At 75.7% G+C, this 14,965-nt stretch carries 11 protein-coding genes and 1 pseudogene; 10 read left to right on the top strand and 2 right to left on the bottom strand.

Translation table 11 applies throughout. From position 1 onward, the window contains the following. Positions 1-39 precede the first annotated feature (39 nt). From LWC35_RS09655 to LWC35_RS09625, 7 genes are all read left to right on the top strand, one after another. A complete protein-coding gene (locus tag LWC35_RS09655; protein ID WP_232869708.1) occupies positions 40-1,071 on the top strand; it encodes an NAD-dependent epimerase/dehydratase family protein in 1,032 nt (343 codons plus the stop codon). Positions 1,072-1,116: 45 nt separating this feature from the next. After that, the gene (locus LWC35_RS09650) at positions 1,117-1,386 is read left to right on the top strand and encodes a DUF2277 domain-containing protein (RefSeq protein ID WP_232869707.1); all 270 of its coding nucleotides are present in this window, start codon (positions 1,117-1,119) and stop codon (positions 1,384-1,386) included. Positions 1,387-1,578: 192 nt separating this feature from the next. After that, positions 1,579-4,935 carry a S41 family peptidase gene (locus tag LWC35_RS40200; protein WP_232869706.1) on the top strand — a complete coding sequence of 1,119 codons (3,357 nt, stop codon included), beginning with the start codon at positions 1,579-1,581 and terminating at the stop codon, positions 4,933-4,935. A gap of 130 nt (positions 4,936-5,065) precedes the next feature. Next, positions 5,066-8,647 carry a transcription-repair coupling factor gene (mfd, locus tag LWC35_RS09640; protein ID WP_372463026.1) on the top strand — a complete coding sequence of 1,194 codons (3,582 nt, stop codon included), beginning with the start codon at positions 5,066-5,068 and terminating at the stop codon, positions 8,645-8,647. A gap of 77 nt (positions 8,648-8,724) precedes the next feature. After that, positions 8,725-9,834, top strand: a complete 1,110-nt coding sequence (locus tag LWC35_RS09635; RefSeq protein WP_232869704.1) for a sensor histidine kinase — start codon at positions 8,725-8,727, stop codon at positions 9,832-9,834. Next, positions 9,831-10,946 (top strand): hypothetical protein, encoded by a 1,116-nt coding sequence (locus LWC35_RS09630; protein WP_232869703.1) that lies wholly within the window; start codon positions 9,831-9,833, stop codon positions 10,944-10,946. Before LWC35_RS09635 ends, LWC35_RS09630 begins: the two co-directional genes overlap by 4 nt. Beyond that, positions 10,928-11,566 carry a response regulator gene (locus LWC35_RS09625; protein WP_232869702.1) on the top strand — a complete coding sequence of 213 codons (639 nt, stop codon included), beginning with the start codon at positions 10,928-10,930 and terminating at the stop codon, positions 11,564-11,566. Before LWC35_RS09630 ends, LWC35_RS09625 begins: the two co-directional genes overlap by 19 nt. Here LWC35_RS09625 and LWC35_RS09620 read toward each other — a convergent pair. Then, positions 11,563-12,294, bottom strand: a complete 732-nt coding sequence (locus tag LWC35_RS09620; protein WP_232869701.1) for a VOC family protein — start codon at positions 12,292-12,294, stop codon at positions 11,563-11,565. The two genes, LWC35_RS09625 and LWC35_RS09620, sit on opposite strands and share 4 nt — an antisense overlap. Before the next feature lie 257 nt (positions 12,295-12,551). Here LWC35_RS09620 and LWC35_RS09615 point away from each other — a divergent pair, with 257 nt between their 5' ends. Then, entirely contained in the window at positions 12,552-13,124 is a 573-nt protein-coding gene (locus LWC35_RS09615; protein ID WP_232869700.1) for an RDD family protein, read from the top strand. Positions 13,125-13,133: 9 nt separating this feature from the next. Here LWC35_RS09615 and LWC35_RS09610 read toward each other — a convergent pair whose 3' ends face one another. Then, positions 13,134-13,424 carry a hypothetical protein gene (locus LWC35_RS09610; protein ID WP_232869699.1) on the bottom strand — a complete coding sequence of 97 codons (291 nt, stop codon included), beginning with the start codon at positions 13,422-13,424 and terminating at the stop codon, positions 13,134-13,136. Positions 13,425-13,621: 197 nt separating this feature from the next. Here LWC35_RS09610 and LWC35_RS09605 point away from each other — a divergent pair, with 197 nt between their 5' ends. Together LWC35_RS09605 and LWC35_RS09600 are read left to right on the top strand one after the other, a co-directional pair. Further along, positions 13,622-14,533, top strand: coding sequence for a hypothetical protein (locus tag LWC35_RS09605; protein ID WP_232869698.1), 912 nt, complete (start codon positions 13,622-13,624; stop codon positions 14,531-14,533). A gap of 100 nt (positions 14,534-14,633) precedes the next feature. Then, a pseudogene (locus LWC35_RS09600) lies at positions 14,634-14,965 on the top strand (nucleoside triphosphate pyrophosphohydrolase); the annotation flags it as partial.

The following is a 14,965-nucleotide window of genomic DNA, read 5'->3' as shown; positions in this document are numbered from 1 at the left end:
TCAACGGGTGCACCGCGGAACGGCGACGAGGAGACACCAGTGCGCGTACTGCTGACCGGCCACCAGGGCTACCTGGGCACCGTGATGGCCCCGATCCTGGCGACCGCCGGGCACGACGTCACGGGTCTGGACAGCGGGCTGTTCGCCGACTGCGTCCTCGGCTCGCTCGACACCCCGGACGTCCCCGGCCTGGCGGTCGACCTGCGCGACGTCTCGGCGGACCAGCTGGCGGGCTTCGACGCCGTGGTGCACATGGCGGCGCTGTCCAACGACCCGCTCGGCTCGCTCGCGCCGGACATCACCTACGACATCAACCACCACGCGTCGACGCGGCTGGCGCGGCTCGCGAAGGAGGCCGGGGTGGGGCGGTTCGTGTACGCCTCGACCTGCTCCGTCTACGGCGCCCAGTCCGGCGACGACCTCGTCGACGAGGACGCCCCGCTCAAGCCGGTCACCCCCTACGCCGAGTCGAAGGTGCGGGTGGAGGACGACCTCGTCGACCTGGCCGACGCCGACTTCGTCCCCGTCTCGATGCGCAACGCCACCGCCTTCGGCTTCTCGGCCCGGCTGCGGGCGGACATCGTGCTGAACAACCTGACCGGGCACGCCGTGCTCTCGAACGTCGTCAAGGTCCTCTCCGACGGCACCCCGTGGCGTCCGCTCGCCCACGCCGAGGACATCGCGGGGGCGGTGGTCGCGGCGCTCGCGGCACCCGCCGACGTCGTGCGCGGGCGCGCCTACAACGTGGGCACCGAGCAGAACAACCGCACGGTCGCCGAGATCGCGCAGGCCGTGGTCGACGCGGTCCCCGGCGCGGAGCTGGCGATCACCGGGGAGGCCGGCAACGACCCGCGTTCGTACCGGGTGGACTTCTCGCGGGCCCGCAAGGAGCTCGGCTTCGAGGCGGCGTGGACGATCCCGGCCGGGGCGCGGCAGCTGGCGACCGAGTACCGGGCGCGGGGACTGACCCGGGAGGCGTTCGACAACCGGTTCACCCGGCTCGCGGTGCTGAAGGCGCGCCAGGCCGCCGGCACCCTCGACGCGGGTATGCACGTGATCCGCGGGGCCTGAGCTGCTACAACGGCGGGTGCCGACGTCGAGCCCGGGAGAACGCGCATGTGCCGCAACATCCGCACCCTGCACAACTTCGAGCCGCCCGCGACCCGGTCGGAGGTGGAGGCGGCGGCGTTGCAGTACGTCCGCAAGATCAGCGGGGCGACCCGGCCGTCGCAAGCCAACCAGGAGGCGTTCGACCGGGCCGTGGCGGAGATCGCGCACGTCACCCAACACCTGCTCGACGACCTCGTGACCACAGCCCCGCCGAAGGACCGCGAGGTGGAGGCGGCCAAGGCACGCGCCCGCGCGCAGGAGCGCTACGCGCGCTGAGCACTCCTGCGCCACGCCGAGTGCCTGCCGGGCGGGGCAGCAGCGTGGGCGCGAAGAAGGACCCTGGCCGATCTCGTGTCAGCCGCGCGTGATCTGCCCGGTTCGCGTCGTTCCGTCAGGTGGGTCGGCGGGTACCCGCCCGCCCGGCCGCCGTCGCCGGGACCTGTCGGACCCGACGGATACGGTGGCGCCGTGTCCCGCAGTTACCTCCGCTTCCCCCACCTCGCCGGCGAGACGGTCGTGTTCGTCGCCGAGGACGACGTCTGGACCGCCCCGCTCGCCGGGGGCCGCGCCGTCCGTCTGACGGCCGACGACGTCCCGGCCGCCCGACCGCGGTTCTCGCCGGACGGCACGCTTGTCGCCTGGACGTCGTGGAAGGACGGGGCGCCGGAGATCCGGGTCGCCGACGCGGAAGGCGGCGCCGCCCGCCGCCTCACGTTCTGGGGCGACGTGCGCACCCGGCTGGCCGGCTGGACCGCCGACGGGCAGGTGCTCGCGGTCTCCGCGATCGGGGAGCACACCGGCGCCAACACGTGGGCGTACGCGGTCCCCGCGCAGGCCGGGCGGCCGCAGCGGCTGGATTACGGCCCGGTGTCGGCGGTCGCGCAGGGCGACCCCGGGGTGCTGGTCGGCCGCACCATGGCGCGCGACATGGCCTGGTGGAAGCGGTACCGCGGCGGCACGGCGGGCACGCTCTGGTGGGACCCCGAGGGCAGCGGCGAGTTCCGCCGCATCCTCGCGGAGCTCGAGGGTCAGCTCGACGCCCCGATGCTGGTCGGCGACCGCATCGCCTTCCTCTCCGACCACGAGGGCTGGGGCAACCTGTACTCGGTCGACCGCGCGGGCCTCGGTGACCTACGCCGGCACACCGACCACGGCGGCGAGGGCGCGCCCGCCTTCTACGCCCGGCACGCCGCCACGGACGGTCGCCGCGTGGTCTACGAGTCCGCCGGCGAGCTGTACCTGCTCGACTCCCTCGACCCCGCCGACGACCCGGGGCCGCGCCGCCTCGACATCCGCCTCGGCGGGCCCCGGACCGACCGCGAGCCGCACCGCATCACCACCGCCGCCTGGGTCGGCGGCGCGTACCCGGACCGGACCGGACGCGCGAGCATCGTGGGCGTCCGCGGCACCGTGCACCGCCTCACGCACCGCGACGGCCCGGCGCGCACGCTGCTCGCCGAGCCGGGCGTCCGGGCGCGGATGGCGCAGCCGCTCGGCGCCGACCGCGCGATCTGGGTCGACGACGCGACCGGCGAGGACGCCGTCGCGATCTCCGCGCTCGACCCGCACGCCGACGGCGCGCCCGCGCTCGTCCGCCACGGCTCCGGCGAGCTCGGCCGGGTGCTGGAGCTGGAGCCCTCGCCGGACGGTGCGCTCGCGGCGCTCGCCACGCACGACGGCAGGCTCCTCCTGCTCGACACCGCCACCGGTGCCCTGCGCGAACCGGCCCGCGGCGCGGCCGGGGAGATCGCCGGGCTGGCCTTCTCCCCGGACAGCCGCTGGCTGGCCTACGAGGACCCGGTGGAACCGGAGCTCAGCCGGATCATGCTCGTGCAGCTGGCCGAGGGAGACCGACCCGACACCCTCGTGGCGGTCACCGAGCCGCGGTTCGTCGACACCGACCCGGTGTTCACGGACGACGGGAAGTACCTGGCCTTCCTCTCGCGCCGCAGCTTCGACCCGATCTACGACGAGCACTCCTTCGACCTCACCTTCCCGGCCTCCTGGCGCCCCTTCCTGGTGCCGCTGGCGGCCCGCACCCCGTCGCCGTTCGGGGCGGGGCCGGACGGCCGGCCCGTCTCCGCCGCCGACGAGGAGCCGGAGGACCTCCCGGCCCCGGAGAGCAGCGAGGAGGCGGAGGCCGCCGAGCGAGCCGCCGCGAAGGCGGTGGGGAAGGTCTCGGACGACGCGCCGAAGGACGAGGAGAAGGACGCCCCGCCGGAGACCGTGGTCGACGTCGAGGGCCTGACCGCCCGCGTCGTCCCGATCCCGGTCCCCGAGGGCCGCTACCGCGCGCTCGGTGCCGCGAAGGACTGCCTGCTCTGGCTGTGGGTGCCGGTCACCGGTGTGCTCGGCGAGGGTCGGCACGGCGGCGACGACCCGCGCCCGGTCCTCGAGCGCTACGACCTGAAGAAGCGCAAGGTCGACACCATCGCCGACCCGGCCGACGGCTACGCGGTCAGCGGCGACGGCAACCGGCTCGTCGTGCGGGACGGCCGCACGCTGCGGGTGCTGCGCCCGGACCGCTCGGGCTCGTCGGCGCCGTCGGAGGGCGACGCGGACGAGTTCGAGGTCGACGTCCGGCGCATCTCCGTGACGATCGACCCGGCCGCCGAGTGGCGCCAGATGTTCGACGAGGCGGGCCGGCTGATGCGCGACCACTTCTGGATCGAGGACATGGCCGGCGTCGACTGGGCGGCCGAGCTGGAGCGGTACCGGCCGCTGGTCGAGGCCGTCGGCAGCGCGGACGACCTGGTGGACCTGCTCTACGAGGTCCAGGGCGAGCTGGGGTCGTCGCACGCGTACGTGGTGGGCCGCGGCGCCGGCGGGGACTGGTCCGGCCGGCCCGGGGTGCTCGGGGCCGACCTGGAGCCGGACGGGAACGGGGGCTGGCGGATCGTCCGGGTGCTCCCGCCGGAGACGTCGGCGCCGAGCGCGCGCAGCCCGCTGTCCGACCCGGGCGTCGACGTCGGCGCCGGCGACGTGCTGCTCGAGGTGGGCGGCCGGCCCGTCGACCCGGAGCTCGGCCCGGCCCCGCTGCTGGTGGGCACCGCGGGCACGCTGACCGAGCTGACGATCCGGACGGCCGCGGGGGAGGTGCGCCGCGTCGTCGTGCGGCCGCTCGGCAGTGACGCGACCCTGCGCTACCACGACTGGGTCGCGGGGCGGCGGGCGTTCGTGGCCGACCGCTCCGAGGGCCGGCTCGGCTACCTGCACGTGCCGGACATGGTGGCGTCGGGCTGGGCCCAGCTGCACCGCGACTTCGCCCGGGAGGCCCGGCGGGACGGGCTGGTGCTCGACGTCCGCGGCAACTCCGGCGGGCACACGTCCCAGCTGGTGATCGAGAAGCTGGCCCGCAAGGTGATCGGGTGGGACGTCGTGCGACACGGCGCGCCCGCCACCTATCCGGAGGGGGCGCCACGCGGGCCGATCGTGGCGGTGGTCGACGAGCACGCCGGCTCGGACGGCGATATCGTCACGGCCGCGTTCAAGCGGATGGGCCTGGGCCCGGTCGTCGGCGTCCGGACCTGGGGCGGCGTGATCGGCATCGACAGCCGGTACGCGCTGGTCGACGGCACCCGCGTGACCCAGCCGCGGTACTCGTTCTGGTTCGACGACCTGCACTGGTCGGTGGAGAACCACGGCGTGGACCCGGACGTCGAGGTCGTCATGACGCCGCAGGACTGGGTCGCCGGCCGCGACACACAGCTGGAGACGGCGGTCCGGATCGCGCTGGAGGCGCTGCAGACCTCGCCGCCGGTGGGGCCGCCGGACCCGGCCACGCGTCCGAGCCGGGCCAAGCCGGCGCTGCCGCCCCGCCCGTGACCCCGAGCGGCACGTCCGGGTGCCCGCGAGCGTCCGGACGTGCCGACCTGTGGGGAAGAAATCGGGCGGGCGTATCGTCGATGTCAACAACCCCCGCACGGGCACCCGACCCGGGCAGGGGTCTGTCCGCATGCTCTCGAGGAGTCCCGTGGCCGCACCACTGTCCGGTCTGCTCACCGCCGTCCTCTCCGACCCCGGCCTGGCTGCGGTGCTCGACGCCGCCCGCACGGTCGACACCCGCACGGCCGACACGCCCGCGGCCCGGGCAGAGGGCCCTGCCGCGCTGCGCCCCTTCCTGGCCGCCGGCCTGGCCGGGGACGGCACGGTGCTGGCCGTCACCGCCACCGACCGCGAGGCCGAGGAGCTGGCCGCGGCGGCTGCCGAGCTGATCGACCCGGCCGGGGTGGCCGTCCTGCCGAGCTGGGAGACGCTGCCCCACGAGCGGCTCTCGCCGCGCCCCGACACCGTCGGCCGCCGGCTCACCCTGTTCCGCACGCTCGGGTCCGAGAACCCGCCGCGGCTCGTCGCGACCGCGGCGCGCAGCCTGATCCAACCGATCGCGCCGGGGCTGGGCACCCTCGACCCGATCACGCTGCGGGTCGGTACCGAGCACGACTTCGAGCAGCTGCTGGAGCGGCTGGTCGAGCTGGCCTACACCCGCGTCGAGATGGTCACCGCGCGCGGCGAGTTCGCCGTCCGCGGCGGCATCCTCGACCTGTTCGTGCCGACCGCCGACCACCCCGTCCGCATCGAGTTCTGGGGCGACGAGGTCTCCGAGCTGCGCGCCTTCTCCGTCGCCGACCAGCGGTCGATGCAGGAGCCGGAGATCGACGAGGTCGTCGCGCCGGCGTGCCGCGAGCTGCTGCTCACCGGGCCGGTCCGCGAGCGTGCCGCCGCGCTGGCGCGCGAGCACGAGAACAACCCGCAGCTGCGCGAGCTCCTGGAGCACCTCGCCGAGGGCATCCCGGCCGAGGGCATGGAGTCGCTGATCCCGGCGCTGGTGGCGGGGGAGCTGCAGCTGCTGACCGACCTGCTGCCCGCGCACTCCCGCGTGCTGGTCGCCGACCCCGAGCGCGTCCGCACCCGCAGCCACGACCTCGTCCGGACCGGACAGGAGTTCCTGGAGGCGAGCTGGCTCGCCGCGGGGACCGGCGGCACGGCGCCGATCGACGTCGGCGCCTCGGCCTACCGGGACCTCACCGAGGTCCTGGGGCACGCCACCGCGAGCGGACGGCCCGTCGTCAGCCTGTCCCCGCTGCTCTCCGGGGCCGACGACGCGGTGGTCCCGGGCATGCACGAGATCGAGTCCTACCGCGGCGACACCGACCGCGCGCTCGTCGACCTGCGCGCGCACACGGCCGCGGGCGGGGCGGCCGTCCTGGTCGTCGCGGGTCAGGGCACCGCGCAGCGGAGCCTGGAGCAGCTCGGCGAGGCCGAGGTGCCGGCGACGCTGCTCGAGGACCTGCCCGAGGCCCCGGAGAAGGGCCTGGTCACGGTCACCTGCGGGCGGATCGCCGACGGCTTCACCGCGCCGGAGGTCGGCCTGGTGCTGCTGTCCGAGGCGGACCTGACCGGCACGCGCGCCGGCCTGGACACGACCACGCGGAAGATGCCCGCCCGCCGTCGCAACGCCGTCGACCTCGCTGCGCTGCAGCCCGGCGACTACGTGGTGCACAACCAGCACGGCATCGGCCGGTTCGTCGAGATGCGCGAGCGCACCGTGCAGGGCGCCACCCGCGAGTACCTGGTGCTGGAGTACGCCTCCAGCAAGCGCGGCCAGCCCGCGGACCGGCTGTTCGTGCCGACGGACGCACTCGACGAGATCAGCCGGTACGTCGGTGGCGAGCAGCCCTCGCTGAACAAGCTCGGCGGGGCGGACTGGGCCAAGACCAAGGGCCGCGCCCGCAAGGCCGTGCGGGACATCGCGGCCGGCCTGGTGCAGCTCTACGCGGCGCGGCAGTCGTCGCCCGGGCACGCCTTCGGGGCGGACACGCCGTGGCAGCGCGAGCTCGAGGACGCCTTCCCCTACACCGAGACGCCCGATCAGCTCGCCGCGATCGACGAGGTCAAGCGGGACATGGAGCGCCCGGTGCCGATGGACCGGGTGATCTCCGGCGACGTCGGCTTCGGCAAGACCGAGATCGCCGTCCGCGCGGCGTTCAAGGCGGTGCAGGACGGCAAGCAGGTCGCGGTGCTCGTGCCGACCACGCTGCTGGCCACGCAGCACCTGCAGACCTTCGCCGACCGCATGCGCGCCTTCCCCGTCACGGTGAAGGGGCTGTCCCGGTTCACCGACCCGGGCGAGGCCAAGGAGACGATCGAGGGGCTGGCCGCGGGGACCGTCGACGTCGTCGTCGGGACGCACCGGCTGCTGCAGACCGGGATCCGCTGGAAGGACCTCGGCCTCGTGATCGTCGACGAGGAGCAGCGCTTCGGCGTGGAGCACAAGGAGCACATCACCGCCCTGCGCACCCACGTCGACGTGCTCACCCTCTCGGCCACGCCGATCCCGCGGACGCTGGAGATGAGCCTCGCGGGCATCCGCGAGATGTCCACCATCACCACCCCGCCGGAGGACCGGCACCCCACGCTGACCTACGTCGGTGCCTACGACGACAAGCAGGCCGCTGCCGCCATCCGGCGCGAGCTGCTGCGCGACGGCCAGGTGTTCTACGTGCACAACCGCGTCTCGACCATCGACAAGGCCGCGCGGAAGGTGCAGGAGCTGGTGCCCGAGGCGCGCGTCGGCGTCGCGCACGGGCAGATGAACGAGGACGTGCTGGAGCGGACCGTCAACGCGTTCTGGCACCGCGAGTTCGACGTCCTGGTCTGCACGACGATCGTCGAGAACGGCCTGGACATCTCCAACGCCAACACGCTGATCGTGGAGCGCTCGGACACGCTGGGCCTCTCCCAGCTGCACCAGCTGCGCGGACGCGTCGGCCGTGGCCGCGAGCGCGGGTACGCCTACTTCCTGTTCCCGCCGGAGCACCCGCTCACCGAGACCGCCCACGACCGGCTCGCCACGATCGCGCAGCACTCCGAGCTGGGCTCGGGCGCGGCCGTGGCGATGAAGGACCTGGAGATCCGCGGCGCGGGCAACATCCTGGGCGCGGAGCAGTCCGGCCACATCGCGGGCGTCGGGTTCGACCTGTACATCCGGCTGGTCGGTGAGGCCGTCGCCGCGTTCCGCCAGCAGGCGGGCGGCGGACCGGGCGCCGAGGAGCCGGAGCCGCTGGCCGAGGTTCGGGTGGACCTGCCGGTCGACGCGCACGTCCCGCACGACTACGTCGACGGCGAGCGGCTGCGGCTGGAGGTCTACCGCAAGATCGCCGAGGCGGCCGACGAGGCGGCCCTCGAAGCGATCGTCGAAGAGCTGAAGGACCGGTACGGCGAGCCGCCGCAGCCGGTGCTCAACCTGCTCGCGGTCGCCCGGTTCCGGCAGCTGTGCCGCGAGCTGGGCATCGCGGAGGTCGCCGCGGCGGGCACGCAGATCCGGATCGGCCCGGTCGAGCTGCCCGAGTCGAAGCAGATGCGGTTCAAGCGGCTGCACCCGAAGGGGCAGTACAAGGCGGCGGCGCGGCTCGTCACGGTGCCGAAGCCGGCGGCGGGCAACCGGATCGGCGGCGCCGCGCTGCGCGACACCGAGCTGCTCGACTGGCTCGCGGCCCTGGTGAAGGAGCTGGCGGCCCCCGTCGCGGTGAACGCCTGAGCGGACGCTCGACGGTCGTCGGCCCCTGAGCAGCGGGATGTAACGGCGTGGTCGCGCCCTGCGACCAGCCTCCCGACATGTCGACATCGGCCCTCCTCGACCGGTTCGCCCTGCGCTACGCGGCGGGCGCCCGGGCGCTGGTCGGGATGCTGATGGCGGTGGCCGCGCCCTTCGCCGACCCGCCCGCGGGCCCGGCGCTCTGCGGCGCGGTCGCGGTCGTCCTGTTCGGGTGGAGCGTCGCCTACCTGTACCTGATGCGCACCCGGCCGCGGGCCCGGGTGTGGGTCGTCGACGTCGCGGCGATGTGCGCGTTGTGCCTGGCCCAGCCGCTGCTCGTGGACCCGGCGCTGCTGCTGCGGATGCTGGGGTGGGTGTCGCCGGTGGCGTCGGTCGCCGTCGTCGCATTGCAGTGGCACGTGCGGCCGCGGCCCGGAGCCGTGGCGGCCGCGGCGGTCTGCGTGGCCTTCGTGGTCGGGGCCTCCCTCGCCCCGGAGATCACGGTGGGCCAGGCGCTGGCCGTCGGCGGGCTCTGGACGGCCGTCGAGGCCGGGTTGTCCCGGCTGGTGCGGCGGCTGGTGCACCGCGGGGGAGCGGCGGCCGACGAACGGATGGCGCGCCGGTTCGCCGCCGAGCGCGAGGCCGAGCTGGCCCGGGCGCGGCGGGCGGAGCAGCGCGCGCACTGGGCGACGGTGCACGACACCGCCGCGAGCACGCTGCTCATGGTCGGGCTGGGCGGCGTCGACGGACGTGAGCCGTGGCTGCGTGAGCAGGTGGCCCGGGACGTCGCCGCCCTGGACGGCGCCCCCGTCACCGCGGGGTGCCTGCAGGACGTGGTCCGGCGGGCCGTCCAGGGTGCCCGGGTCCCGGTGGACCTCGAGGTCGACGGCGACATGTGGCTTCCCGCCGGGGCCGCGGGTGCCCTGGGCGGTGCCCTGGCGGAGGGGCTGGAGAACGTCGCCCGGCACGCCGGGACCGCCCACGCACAGGTCACCGCGGTGGTCGACGACGGCCGGGCGCGGGTGACCGTGCACGACGCGGGGCTCGGCTTCGACCCTGCGCGGGTGCCGGCCGGCCGGGCCGGACTGGCCCTGTCGGTGACCGAGCGGATGGCGGGGGCCGGCGGCCGGGCCGTCGTCCGCTCGCGGCCGGGGGAGGGCACCGACGTGCGGCTGGAGTGGCCGCGGTGAGCGGACCCGCCGAGGAGGCGCCCTGCGACCTCGAGGTCCGGCTGCTGCGGGGCCTGCGGATCGCCCAGACCGTGATCACGCTGGTGATCCTCGTCGGGCTCGGCCTGCCGAACCTGCTCGCCGGGGCGTCGGCGTTCCACCCGGCCTGGGCCGGCCCCCTCGGCTGGGGCCTGTTCGTCCTCGTCGCCGCCGTCGACGCCGTGCTGGTGGCCCGGCACCGCTTCTGGGGCCGGGCCCGGGTCCCGGTCGCGCTCGGGGTTCTCGCGCTCGCGGTCCTGACGGCGCTGGCCCTGGACCCCGCACAGGTCGCCGGGCCGCCGCACGTCGGGTACGGCGTCGTCGGCTGGATCTGGGTGCTGCTGTTCGCCGGCGCGCGGCTTCGCGGGCTCGTCGTCCTGATCGCGGTGCACCTGCTGTTCCTGCTCGGGCTGCTCGTCGCGAGCGGGCGGACGGACCGGATCACGCTGGTGGCCTTCGCGGTCACGGCGGTCGGGGTGACGTCGTTCCAGCTCGCCGTCGCGCTCGCGGGGTCGGCGCTGCGCCGGGTGGCCCGCCAGGCCGCGGAGGCCGCCGAGTCGGAGGCGCGGGCGCGCACCGCGGAGGAGGTCGCCCGCACGGTGCATGCCGACCGGGAGGCCCGCTACGCCGAGCTGCGCGCCGTCGCGCTGCCGCTGCTGCAGGGGATCGGCGACGGCACCCTCGCCCCGGCCGACCCCGAGGTGCAGCAGGCGGCGGCCCGGGCGGCCGCGCGGCTGCGCCGGATGTTCGCCGAGGAGGGCGACGCGGGCGACGCGCTCGCCGGCGAGCTCGCCGCGCTGATCGACATCGCGGAGCGGCGCGGCGTCGTGGTGCGCTACTCGGAGCGCGGGCGGCGCCCCGTCCTCCCGCCCGACGCCGCCGGCGCGCTCCTCGCGTCGGCCGAGGCGGCGCTGCACGCGGCACGGGCCGCGGCGCGGGTGACCCTCGCCGGCGTCGGCGGGGCGGTCGTCGTCGGAGTGGTGACGGACGGCGCGGCGCGGGTACCGGTGCAGGACGTCGCGGATGTGGGTACCAGCACGGTCGAGGCCGGCGGTGCGACATGGGTGGAGGCGAGATGGGCCCCTCGATCGTGATCGTCGACGATCACCCGGCGATCGTGGCCGGCGTGCGCGCCTGGTGCGCCCGCGCCGAGCCGGAGATCCGGGTGCTCGCCTCGGGGCCCCGCACGGAGGTGGCGCTCGACGAGCCCGCTGCCGACGCCGTGGTGTTCGACCTGCAGCTGACGCCGGGTGCGCCGGCCTTCGGCGACCTGACCCGGCTCGTCGACGCCGGCCGGCGCGTCGTCGTCTACTCGCAGCACGCGGACAGCGACACCGCCCTGCGCTGCCTCGAGCTGGGCGCGGCGACCTACCTGACCAAGGCGGAGGGGCCGGAGCACCTGATCCCGGCGCTGCGCGCGGCGGTGCAGGACCGGCCGTACACGCCGCCGGTGCTCGGCGGGGCGATGGCCGCGGACCCCGGGCCGGACCGCCCGGTGCTCTCCGAGCGCGAGCGCGAGGTCCTGCTCGCCTGGTTCGAGAGCGACTCGAAGCAGCTGGTGGCGGAGCGCTTCCACCTGTCGGTGAAGACCGTGGACACCTACATCGGCCGGGTGCGGATCAAGTACGCCGACGCCGGCCGCCCGGCCACCACCAAGGCCGCCCTGGTCGCCCGTGCCCTGCAGGACGGCCTGATCGACCTGGCGGGTCTCTAGGTTCCGGTGGCTCCCGCCCGGAGCACGCAGAACTCCCCGCCCCACGGGTCGGTGAGGACCACCCAGGAGACCCCCGGTCCCTGCCCGACGTCCGCCCGGGTCGCGCCGCGCCGCTCCAGCTCGGCCACCGCCGCGGCCTGGTCGCCGACCGGGTCGACGTCGAGGTGCAGCCGGTCCTTGCCGGTCTTGGGCGCCGTCGCGGGCAGGAACTCCAGCCACGGCAGGCCGGGCGGCGGGCGCAGGCCGGCCACCTCGCCGTCGTCGCGCCCGACGGGCAGCCCCGCCACCGCGGACCAGAACGCGGCGGCCGCCGAGGGCTCCGGCACGTCGACGACGACCGCGGCCAGCGCACCCGTGTCGGCGTACTCCGGGCGGGGGTCCAGCACACAGAACTCGTTGCCCTCGGGATCGGCGAGCACCACCCAGGGGACGGCGTGCTGGCCGACGTCGGCGGGCCGGGCGCCGAGCCGGACCGCGCGTTCGACGAGCTCGAGCTGCTGGCCGGGCGAGCTGCTCGCGAGGTCGAGGTGGACCCGGTTCTTCCCGCTGCGCGGTGTCGCCACCGGCACGAACACCAGGTCGAACGTCCAGGGCGCGTGCGGGGACCGGACGTCGACCTCGTCGTCGGCCTCGTGCGCGACCGGCCAGCCCAGCAGCTCGGCCCAGAACCGGGCCAGGCGCCGCGGGTCCGCGCTGTCGACCACGACGTTGGCCAGCCGGTGCGTCATCGCCGCAGCGTACGGGCCGGATCGGCGGAATGCCGGGATCGACGCGGGGCCCGGCACCTGTGGGGCGGTGGACCGCAGGCGCCGGGCACCGTCGACGGTAGGACAGGCCCGGGCGGGTGGGGATCGGGCGATCGCCCGACAGCTGGTCGGGGCGTCCGCCCCCCGCTGCGCACGGCACCGGCCCCCTGGTGCTAACGGCGCGGGCCCACCGGTCGAGTGCGGGCTGCCGTGATCGTCCAGGCAGCCAGGAGGAGTTCGTGACCGTCACCCCGCCACCGCAGCCGGCCCGCGCGCCGTGGGAGCCGCAGCAGCCCCGGTACGCACCTCAGCGGTACGCCCCGCCGCCCTACGGCGGGCCCTCCGCGCCGCAGTACCCGCCGCAGTACTCGCCGCCGTACCCGCCACAGCCCGTCCCGCCGCGGACCGACTACGCGTCGTGGGGCTCGCGCGTGGGGTCGGCGCTCGTCGACGGGCTGATCCCGGGCGTCGTCGCCTCGCTCGGGCTGGTCGGCCTCGCCCTCTCGAGCGATCTCGGGGTCGTCCTCGGGATCGCCGGCGTCGCCTACCTGGCCGCCTTCGCCTTCGCCCTGTGGAACACCTGCTACCGGCAGGGCACGACCGGGCAGAGCCTCGGCAAGCAGGTGACGGGCACGCGGCTCGTCCGGGCCCGGGGCGGCGGGACGCTCGGCTTCTGGGCCACGCTCGCCCGCCAGCTCGCGCACGTCCTCGACGCGGTGCCGCTGTATCTCGGCTACCTGTGGCCGCTGTGGGACGAGCGGCGTCAGACCTTCGCGGACAAGGTGTGCGACACCGTGGTGGTACGGCTCTGACCGGCCGGGTCAGCCGCCGATCGCGGCGAGACCACGCTGCAGATCCTCCAGGTTCATCGCGGGCACGATCTCGACCACGGCGCCCATCCTGAAGAACGGCTCGCTGATCCTCGGGAGCTGGCCCGGGTCGTCCAGGTCGAACACCGCGATCATGGTCCGCCGGCCCCGCACGGGCGCGAAGTAGGTGGCCTCGGGCTTGATCAGTTCGATCGTCGCCTGGATCGTCTTGGCCATGTCGCCGCTGACGATGGCCTCGCTCCCCTTGTCGACGTCGGGCTGGGCGACGAGCAGCATGCGCATGACGGACCTCCGTCCGGTCGGGCGACTCGGACCGCCACCCGGCACGGTGGCGGTCCGAGAAGTAGAGCGCCCCGCCGCCCGTCCGAGGGCGTCAATACGCAGAACTACGGACGGGGTGCGCGAGGCGGTCGTCGTCGGCGTGCGGTGACCGGGGTCGGGTGACCTGGCCCACGTCAGGCCGTGAGAAGGTGACCGCCGTGCGGAGCATCGGACGCCCGGGCCGGATCGGCCGAGTGATCGTCGCCGCGTGCGCGGTGGCCACGGTGGCCACGGCGTGCGGCAGCGGCCCCGGCCAGGTCGGCTCGGCGGTGATCGTGGCGGACCGGTCGGTGGGCCTCGGTGAGGTCCAGACCCGGATCGACACGGCCCTGGCACACAAGGCCGAGCTCTCCGCGCAGAGCACCGGCGAGGTCGCCGACGCGGACATCGCCCGCTACGTCGTGAGCACGCAGGTCAGCCACGAGCTGATCACCGCGGCGGCGGCACGCGACGGGATCGCCGTCGGCGAGGACCGGGTCGACGCCCTGCTCGCCGACCCCTCGGCCCTGCAGCTCGACCGCAGCCTGTTCGAGGGCGCCGCCCTGCGCGAGCGGGCCCGGGACCGCCTGCTCGCCATCGCCCTCGCCGAGAGGTACGTCGACGGCCTGGCGGTCACGGCCGACGTGGTGGCCGCGACCTCGCAGGCCGACGCCGACGAGAAGGCCCGCGCGCTCGCCGCCGGCGGCGACCGGGCCCGCGCGGTGCTGTCCGACCCGCGCACCGCCCAGCCCGGCCAGACCTACCGCGCCGCGACCGACCCCGACAGCGCCACGACGGTGCTCTTCGGCACCCCGGCGGGGCAGACCGTGGCCTTCCAGCCCTCGCCGGGGCAGGGCGTCTGGCTCGTGCTGCCCGTGACGGACCGCGTGACGGACGCGCCCGCGGCGGGCTCCTCGGCGGCGACCTCGATCGACCAGGACACCCTGGCGTCGATCGGGCAGCGGCTCACCCAGCCCGACGCCGGGACGGTCCAGGTCAACCCCCGGTTCGGGGTGTGGGACCCGGTGCGCATGCGGGTCGTCGCCGAGGGCCAGCAGGCCGGCAGCATCATCGGGCCGGCCAGGGGCTGAGCCCCCCGCGGCCCCAGTCTCCCCCGCGCCCTCCGCGCCCCCGCGCGCCCCCGCGCGCCCTCCGCGCCCTCCGCGGGCGGCCCCGGGGGAGACTGGGGGCGTGGCTCCCACGGTGATCGTCCTGTCCCGGCGGCTCGGCGCCGTCCTGCCGGCCGCCGCGCTGCCCGCCCTGCGCGCCGCCTCCGCCGTGTACGCGGACCCCTCGGTGCCCGAGGAGGTCGCGCGGGCGGCCGGGGCCGAGCCCCCGGCAGGGGAGCTCGCCGCCGACGCGGTGCTGCTGACCTGCGAGCCGACCGCGGGTGCCGTCGCGGTGCCCGAGCCGCAGGGCGCCGCGCTGCTCGACGCCGTGGCCGTCATGGACCGGCTGCGCTCGCCGGGCGGCTGCCCGTGGGACGCGGAGCAGACCCACGAGTCGCTGCTGCAGTACCTCGT

The sequence above is a fragment of the Pseudonocardia kujensis genome, from assembly GCF_021283305.1.
Lineage (GTDB): Bacteria > Actinomycetota > Actinomycetes > Mycobacteriales > Pseudonocardiaceae > Pseudonocardia > Pseudonocardia kujensis.
The sequence above is the reverse complement of the archived record's forward strand: the minus strand, read 5'-3'. Positions and strand labels throughout refer to the sequence as shown.